This is a genomic window from Streptomyces mutomycini (assembly GCF_001700505.1).
Classification (GTDB): domain Bacteria; phylum Actinomycetota; class Actinomycetes; order Streptomycetales; family Streptomycetaceae; genus Streptomyces; species Streptomyces mutomycini.
This window is the reverse complement of record NZ_MAPV01000233.1, coordinates 946-8,861: the sequence shown is the minus strand read 5'-3', so window position 1 is coordinate 8,861 and position 7,916 is coordinate 946. Positions and strand designations below refer to the sequence as shown.

Sequence of the window (7,916 nt, the reverse complement as noted above, 5' to 3'; positions counted from 1 at the left end):
CTCATCCTCAAGGACCGCGCCGCCGCCTTCCGCGCCGACCCCGCCGTCCAGGAAGCACTCACCGCCTCCCGCCTCCACGAACTCGCCCGGCCCACCGCCGACGACGGCCTCAAGGCACTCCTCGCCGACACCTCCGCCTACGAGGACTTCGACACCACCGCAGCAGCGGAACGCTCCATGGCCTTCGAAGCCCTCGACCAGCTCGCCATGGAACACCTCCTCGGCGTCCGCTGACCCACCACACCCACCGGCCGGGGTCCCGGTGAGCCACCACCGGGACCCCTGCCGTCAGACGTCCGCCGCTGCCGGCCCGGCGTACGCGACCGGATCGGCCAGCACGTCCTGGACCACCAGCGCCGCCGCGCCCCGCGCCGCGTCACCCGCGACGGATGACGCACGCAGCCTGCCGCCGCCCCGGGACCAGAGCCCGGACACCACGCGCCCCGTCAGCTCCTCGTCGGCGGGCGGCGAGAGCCATGGCATCAGGCCGCGGTATATCCCGCCGAGCACCACCGCGTCCGGATCGAACAGGTTCACCGCCCCGGACAGCACCTGTCCCAGCATCCGGCCGGCGTCGGCCACGGCGGCCAGCGTCACGGGGTCACCCGCCTGCGCCCGCCGCTCCAGCTCCATCACTCCCGCGGCACCGCCCGCGGCCTCGTCGATGCCGGCCGCGCGCAGCAGGGCCGACTGTCCGGCGTACTGCTCCAGGCAGCCGCGGGAGCCGCAGCGGCACTCCGGGCCCTCCGGGTCCACCACCACGTGCCCGATCTCACCGGCGAAACCGTGTGCGCCGCGCAGCAGTTCGCCGTCGAGCACCAGGGCGCCGCCGACACCGATCTCGCCCGTCAGGTAGAGGAAGCTGCGGACCGTGTCGAGCCCGCCGAACCACAGTTCGGCCAGCGCCGCGAGATTGGCCTCGTTCTCCGAGCGCACCGGCAGCGCTGCCGTGCCGGGACGCAGGCCGGCCAGCGCCCGTGCGAACATCTCCTCGGCCGCGACCTGGTTCCAGCCGAGGTTCGGCGCCTGGCGCACCGAGCCGCCCGAGACGAGCCCGGGCAGCGCGAGCGCCGTACCCACAGGGGACAGATCCTGCTCCCGCGCCGAGTCCAGGGTGCGCGCGGCGATCCCCGCGGCCCGTGCCAGGACCTCCTCCGGCGGGGCGCCGCGGTTGTCCAGGTGCTCGGTCTGCCGTACCCGTCCGGTGCCCGCCAGATCGACCACGCACACCGACACGTAGTCGATGTTGATCTCCACGCCGAGCCCGGCGGGCCCCGTGCGCGCCACCTTCAGCGCCGTACCGGGGCGCCCCGCCTGACCGCTGAACGTCTTGCCCGACTCGGTGACGAAGCCGCTGTCCAGCAGCTGTTCGACCAGGGAGGACACCGCGGCCCGGGTGAGCCCGACCCGGGCCGACACCCCGGCCCGGGTCGCCTCACCGCTCTCGCCCTCGTCCCGTACGGCGCGCAGCACGAGGCTCAGGTTGTGGCGTCGCACGGTGTCCTTGTCGGCCTTGGACCCCAGGGGCGCGAGGTAGCTCTTCATATCGCCGACGAGCCTATGCGATGCCGTAAGCGACAGGGCTCGCGGTGCGGGCCCGGCCCCCGGGCTAGATGTCCGCCGCGTCCGTCACGTCGCGCAGGTCGACGAACTTGAAGCCGGTCGCCTCACGGCCCTCCTCGCTGCCCGACGCCGAGGTCTCGTGTCCGTCCTGGACCACGAGCAGCCCGTGCGGATAGCGGGCGCCCAGCGGCTCGTTGAGCACGGCGGCGCCGTCGCACTCCTCGCTGCCGTCGAGGTCGGCCGACACGGCGGTGACGCGGAAGCCGCCCTCGTACTCGTTGCCCTCGGAGACCTCGCGGTCGTACAGGGCGAAGGTGTCGTCGCCCTGGCCGGACGCCATGAGGTAGCCGTCGCCGCCGGACTCACGGAAGAGGGTCAGGCCCTCCACATCGGCCGCCAGCCGCTTGCCGCCGAAGCCCGGGTCGCTGCCGGGCGCGCACTCCTCGGTCTCCGGGTCGTACGTGCCGGGGACGCCGTACTCCCTCACCCTGTCCACCAGGACCGGGCGCCCGGTCAGCCCGGCCGGCAGCCGCCAGATGCCGACGTCCTCCTGCCCGGCGTAGAGCGTGCCGTCGTCCGGGTCGACGACCATGCCCTCGACCTGGGGCAGCTCACCCGGCTCGCCGCACGGCGTCCACGAGGTGCCGTCCGGAAGCCGGAAGGACGAGGGCAGCGAGAGGGTGCGCACCAGGCGGTAGCCCACCGTGCCCGCCGCGGTCGGCCGCAGCTCCAGCAGCGCGAGGTCCGTGGTGTTGCGCCGGCTGACGAGCGCGTACGAACGCCCGGTGGACCGGTCCTGCCAGGCGGCGAGACCGTACGCGGTCCGCTGCTCGTTGATCTCGGACTGGCCGGACGAGAAGACCGGGGCGGCGCCAGGATCGGTGACGTCCTTCAGCGGGCCGCCGGGACGGGAGGGGTCCACACGGTAGATACGCAGGCGGTCGTTGCCCCGGTCGCTCACGACGGCCACATCGGCGCGGCCGGACGGGGTGCGGAGCCCGGTCAGCAGGTCGACGTTGTTGAACCTGCCCGGGGCGTCGTCCTCCGTCGCCGGAGCCGGGGCCGGAATCGTCTGGACCAGGGACGCGTCGAGGCCGTAGACCCGCAGCCCGCCCTCCTTGGCGGTGGCGACGACCAGGCTGCGACCGGGGTCGGCGTCGTTGCGCCAGATCGCGGGGTCGTCGGCGTTGGCGTTGCCGCCGGCCTCGTCGTCGTACAGCGCGGCCGTCTCGGCCCTCGCGCCGACGGACGGCAGCGACCGTGCGTGCGCGGGGGACAGCGGGACCAGAGTGATCAGTGCGGTGCCGAGGAGAGCGGTGGCCGCCAGGCGAGGGGAGCGGTGCATGCGCACGATGCTTCCTGTCGTGAGAGGGACATGTCCATGACTCGTCAGGAAGTGTCGGACGAAGGGGCGCTGCCCCGGTGTCGCATCCGTGAGCAGGACGCGGGCGCCAGGTGAATTCGCGGGGGAGGGCAGGTCCGGCGACGTCCGCCACCGGACCCGGCCCGTCCCCCGCCCGCGGGGCTCAGGGCTGTGCGCCCCGGGCCTTCAGCATGTCCGCCATGAGCGAGATCTCCGACTCCTGGGCCCGGGCCATGCCCGCTGCCAGACCCCTGATCTCGTCCGTGCCCGCCTCGCCGGCCGCCGCCTGCGCCATGTCGGCACCCGCGCGGTGGTGCACGGTCATCAGTTCCAGGAACAGGACCTCGGCTTCCCTGCCCCCGGCCGCGCGCAACCGGTCCAGCTGGGCGTCCGTCGCCATGCCCGGCATGAGGGCGCCGTCGGACGGGGTGACCGGGTGGCCCATCCACTCCATCGGCGGCCGGTCCGAGCTCTTGGGCCTGTCCCAGGACTCCAGCCAGCCCAGCATCATGCCGCGCTGGTTGGCCTGGGTGTTGATGATGTCGTACGCGAGCCGGCGCACGTCCTCGTCGTCCGTGCGGTCCCGGACGACGAAGGCCATCTCCACGGCCTGCTGGTGGTGGACCGACATGTCCCGGGCGAAGCCCACATCGGCAGAGCTCTCCGCGGGCACGGCACCGGGCGCGCCGGAGCCGGGCGAGGAGGCCGAGGAGGGCCGCACGACCATGAGCAGCACGAGCCCCACGGCCACGACGAACACCACGGCCCCCGCCCACACCAGCGACCGGGGGACGCGCGCGGGCGAGGTCACTTGGCGACCCCGCCGGAGCAGGCGGCGCCCGGCTCCGGGGTCTGCGCGCCCTGGACGTACTTGGTGAAGAACTGTGCGACGCGGGCGTCGGTGGCGCTCTTCACCGTGAGCTGCTTGCCCCAGGCGCTGAGCATCAGCGGGTCCTTCTGGCCGGCGACGGGGCTCATCAGGGAGTAGGGCGTCTTGGCGACACGCTCGGAGAGCGCCTCGACGTCGGCGTCCTTCGCCTTGTCGTTGTACGTGACCCAGACGGCGCCGTGCTCCAGGGAGTGGACGGCGTTCTCGTTCGGTATCGCCGCGGTGTAGACGTCCGCGTCGCAGTTCATCCACACCGGGCTGTGGTCACCGCCGACGGGCGGGTTCATCGGGTAGTCGACGGGCGTCTGGACGTGGTCCTGGTCGAGGTCGCCCCAGGACTTCTCGCCGGTGACGGGCGAAGTCCTGGCCTGCTCCTCGGCCTTGTCCTGCTCGTCGGCGGCCGACACCAGATAGCCGCCTCCGGCCACGAGGCCGGTGAGCACGACGACGGCCGCGGTGATGGTGATGATGCGGCTGCGCCGCTCGCGGGCCCGTTCCTTGCGGCGGGCCTCCTCGAGCTTGGCGCGGCGCGCGGCGGAGCTGTTCTGGTTCTTGGCGGAAGCCATGTCTGTCCTCGGGTTCAGCGGATCGCGTGCGCGGAAGGCGCGCCACGCGGTGGCAAGGGCACACGGATGTCCCGCCCCCGGCGCGCCGGCGGCGCGGAGGACGGGTCCGGGCGGCCTAGATCCGCTGGACCTGCAGACGGAGTGGGTCGACAGCGCCCACGCTGTCGTTCGAGGGGCCCCTGATGGCGGCGGCGCCGGTGAGCGGGACCGTCCGGAGCGCCGCCGAGGGGCAGGGCAGGGCTGCGGGAGCGGGATGGCCGGTCAGCACGACCGCCGTCGAGTGGTCCGCCGTGCCGTGGCAGGAGCTGCCGATTCCGCGTTCGTCGGGAGCGTTGGCCACGACGACCGACGCGGCCTCCGACGCCACCGGGGTGAAGGCCCTGGCGCCGGTCACGGGGGAGGCCTCGGCCCCGGGTGAGGCCGTGGTGGCCGGGGAGCAGCAGAGGATCACCGCCACGAGCATCAGTGCCCAGCCCAGGGTGACGGGCAGGGCGGTGCAGCCCCGTCGCCCGTCCGTCCACCCGCTCACTCTGGTCATCGCCGCCATCGTAGATGGTGTGTGAATGTTCAATGAGTTTGGCCCCGCAGCTCGGCAGGATACTGTGCCCCGGTGACGACGCAATCGAACGTACCTGCGGGTTGGCATCCGGATCCTCATGGCGCACCCCAGCTGCTGCGCTACTGGGACGGTTCCCGGTGGACCGAGCACACGCACCCGGCCCAGGGGCAGGCGCCCGCCCAGGCTCAGGCAACCGCCCAGCCGCAGGCCGCTCAGCCGTACGCCGGTCAGCCGCACGCCGCAGTGCCGCAACAGCAGTTCGCCCCGCAGCAGGCCGCCCCCGCGCAGGCCGTCCCTCAGCAGGGTGCCCCCGGTGGCGGCTCGCTGTTCAATCAACAGGTCCTGGTCGTGAACCAGAAGGCCAAGCTGATCGAGCTCACGAACGAGTACAGCGTCTTCGACCAGCAGGGCAACACCGTCGGTTCGGTCGCCCAGGTCGGCCAGAGCGGCCTGCGCAAGGTGCTCCGGTTCGTCTCCAGTATCGACCAGTACCTCACCCACCGCCTGGAGATCCGCGACGCCTACGGGCAGCCGCAGCTGCTCCTCACCCGCCCGGCGAAGTTCATCAAGTCCCGGGTCGTGGTGCAGCGTCCGGACGGACAGCCCGTCGGGGAGATCGTCCAGCAGAACGCCATCGGTAAGATCAACTTCGCGATGACGGTCGACGGCCGGCAGGTCGGAACGATCAAGGCCGAGAACTGGCGCGCCTGGAACTTCGCCATCGTCGACCACAGCGGCGCCGAGATCGCCAGGATCACCAAGACCTGGGAAGGCCTGGCCAAGACCATGTTCACCACTGCGGACAACTACGTGCTGCAGATCCACTTCCAGCTGCCCGAACCGCTGCTGAGCCTCGTCGTGGCGACGGCCCTGACCGTGGACACCGCGCTCAAGCAGGACGCCCGCGGCTTCGGCTGATCTTCGGGCAGGGCCGGTCCCGCGGCCGGCATGCCGTGCTGGTGCCTCCTCGTATGCCGCCGGGGCGGGTCTCCTCCTGCCCGCGGAAGTCCGCGCTCGTCGGCGACGGAGTGCTGCTGTGGCTGGCGTCCGACGGGCACGGACGTCGCCACCGGCCACCTGACGGGGAGTCGTCCGGCCGCGCCCTCATCGCCGTAGGCAACCGGGAGCCTCACCTGTCACCGCAGTTGGCCGAATGCCTGGTCGGCATCGGCTACGGCCTCGGGATGGACGTCGTGGGCGGTTCGACCGTCTGCGATCCTCTGCCAGTTGGTCCGGGCGAGCACCCGTTGGACCGCGAGTACCTGGGCGGCTCGCAGGCGCGCCCGGATGCCTTCGCCGAAGGCGTCCGCCAGTGCCTCCTCGTCCTTGAGCTGGTACTGCGTGAGCCGTCCCGCCAGGCTCGGTGTGGTGAACACCAGTCGATGGAACGCCATCACCTCAGGGTGATCATTGAGGCCGGTGACGGGGTCATGTCGATCGAGTCCGGCCCGGAAGTGCCGGTGCAGCGCCGTCACCGGTTTGATACCGGACCCGCAGTCGCGCACGACGCGAGCAGCCTCGCCCTGATGGTCCGCAAACCGGTGCAACACCAGGTCTTCCTTGGTGTGGAAGTAGCGGAAGAGAGTCGGCTTGGAGATCTCGGCCGCCGCGGCGACGTCGTTGACCGAGACGTGGTCGAAGCCATGTTCCAGGAACAGTGAGACGGCCGCGTCACCGATGGCGTCGCGCGTCCGCTCCTTCTTGAGGGCCCGCAGTCCCGTCGGCTTGTTCATCCGACCACCGTAACATTTGTTACCGAGTTGCTTTTTTAACCTAGTAACGTTTCCATGAGTGGTGTGAAGCAGACAGATATCTCTCCTGTGCTCGTAACCGGGGCGACGGGCCGGGTCGGCCGCGTGGTCATCGACCAACTCCTGGACGCGGGCGTGCCGGTTCGCGCCCTCACCCATAGATCCGAGGCTGCGACGACGATGCCGACGAAGGTCGAGGTCTTCACCGGCGACCTCACCGTGCCCGAGTCGCTCGACCCGGCGTTGAAGGGCGCCGGTGCGGTCTTCCTCGTCTGGACCGCCCCGCCTCGGACCGCCGCGGCAGTCGTCGAGCGGCTGGCGTCCCACGCACGGCGGGTCGTCTTCCTCTCATCCCCACACCAGACGCCGCACCCCCTCTTTCAGCAGCCCAATCCCATGGCGGTACTGCACGCCGACATCGAGCGGCTCATCGCGGCCACCGGAGTCGAGTCGACGATCATCCGGCCGGGGATGCTCGCGTCGAACTCGTTGGCCTGGTGGGCGCCCGCGATCCGGGCCGGCGAGGTCGTCCGGTGGCCCCACGGCACTGCCGAGACGGCGCCGGTCGACGACCGCGACGTCGCAGCTGTCGCGGCGCGGACGCTCTATCAGAACGGATACGTCGGAGGCGACTACGTCCTTACGGGCCCCGAGTCGCTGACCCAGGCCGCACAGGTGGGCGTCATCGGTGACACCCTCGGGCACCGGATCGCATTCGAGGAGATGACGCCGGACGAGTTCCGGAACCTGTCGGAGGGCGCGGCGCCCAACTCGGTCGTCGACATGCTGCTCGCCGCGTGGAGCGCGGCGGTCGGGCAGCCCGCGTACGTCACGACCGAGGTGGCGGACATCCTCGGGACGGCGCCGCGAACGTTTCACCAGTGGGCCGCTGATCACGCCACCGCGTTCATGGAAGGTTCGTAACCTCCTGGACCGCGGCCTGCGCCCAGGCCGCGGCGTCGGTCCGGTGTCGCCCCGGCCCCCACCTCGGGGATGTGCTGGGCGCGGCAGGCTCAGCCACCGACATGCACGTCCACGCGTCTGTACGGGAGGACCGTCACTCCGCCCGATCCCCGCCCGGCCCCCGGCTCATCCGCTCCGACCCCTCCATCTCCGTCAGGACCCGCTCGGCCACCGCGAAGGCCGCGTTCGCCGCGGGAACGCCGCAGTAGACCCCCGCCTGCAGCAGCGCGGCCCCGATCTCCCGGGGGCCGAGGCCATTGCG

At 71.8% G+C, this 7,916-nt stretch carries 9 protein-coding genes and 1 pseudogene; 3 read left to right on the top strand and 7 right to left on the bottom strand.

Features of this window, described 5'->3' with window-relative positions; genetic code table 11:
* A pseudogene (locus BFF76_RS27750) lies at positions 1-234 on the top strand (xylose isomerase); the annotation flags it as partial.
* Positions 235-288: 54 nt separating this feature from the next.
* Here BFF76_RS27750 and BFF76_RS27745 read toward each other — a convergent pair.
* The 5 genes from BFF76_RS27745 to BFF76_RS27725 form a co-directional block, all read right to left on the bottom strand.
* Positions 289-1,545, bottom strand: a complete 1,257-nt coding sequence (locus BFF76_RS27745) for an ROK family protein (RefSeq protein ID WP_031094681.1) — start codon at positions 1,543-1,545, stop codon at positions 289-291.
* Positions 1,546-1,609: 64 nt separating this feature from the next.
* On the bottom strand, positions 1,610-2,908 hold the full coding sequence (locus BFF76_RS27740) for a phytase (protein ID WP_053929934.1): 1,299 nt from the start codon (positions 2,906-2,908) through the stop codon (positions 1,610-1,612).
* A 181-nt stretch (positions 2,909-3,089) separates the two neighbouring features.
* Entirely contained in the window at positions 3,090-3,653 is a 564-nt protein-coding gene (locus BFF76_RS27735) for a DUF305 domain-containing protein (RefSeq protein WP_381824698.1), read from the bottom strand.
* An 80-nt stretch (positions 3,654-3,733) separates the two neighbouring features.
* Entirely contained in the window at positions 3,734-4,381 is a 648-nt protein-coding gene (locus BFF76_RS27730) for a DUF3105 domain-containing protein (RefSeq protein WP_053929933.1), read from the bottom strand.
* 115 nt (positions 4,382-4,496) lie between these two features.
* A complete protein-coding gene (locus BFF76_RS27725) occupies positions 4,497-4,919 on the bottom strand; it encodes a hypothetical protein (protein WP_031094688.1) in 423 nt (140 codons plus the stop codon).
* Between the two features lie 72 nt (positions 4,920-4,991).
* Between BFF76_RS27725 and BFF76_RS27720 the strand changes: the two genes are divergently transcribed.
* On the top strand, positions 4,992-5,858 hold the full coding sequence (locus tag BFF76_RS27720) for an LURP-one-related family protein (protein ID WP_053929932.1): 867 nt from the start codon (positions 4,992-4,994) through the stop codon (positions 5,856-5,858).
* 218 nt (positions 5,859-6,076) lie between these two features.
* Here the strand turns inward: BFF76_RS27720 and BFF76_RS27715 are convergent, their stop codons facing one another.
* Positions 6,077-6,673 (bottom strand): TetR/AcrR family transcriptional regulator, encoded by a 597-nt coding sequence (locus BFF76_RS27715; RefSeq protein WP_065849305.1) that lies wholly within the window; start codon positions 6,671-6,673, stop codon positions 6,077-6,079.
* 54 nt (positions 6,674-6,727) lie between these two features.
* Between BFF76_RS27715 and BFF76_RS27710 the strand changes: the two genes are divergently transcribed.
* Positions 6,728-7,615 (top strand): NAD(P)H-binding protein, encoded by an 888-nt coding sequence (locus BFF76_RS27710; RefSeq protein ID WP_065849304.1) that lies wholly within the window; start codon positions 6,728-6,730, stop codon positions 7,613-7,615.
* A 133-nt stretch (positions 7,616-7,748) separates the two neighbouring features.
* On the opposite strand, the gene BFF76_RS34140 is transcribed toward BFF76_RS27710, so the two are convergent.
* The coding region (locus tag BFF76_RS34140) for a carboxymuconolactone decarboxylase family protein (RefSeq protein WP_244167356.1) at positions 7,749-7,916 on the bottom strand (168 nt) is incomplete at its 5' end.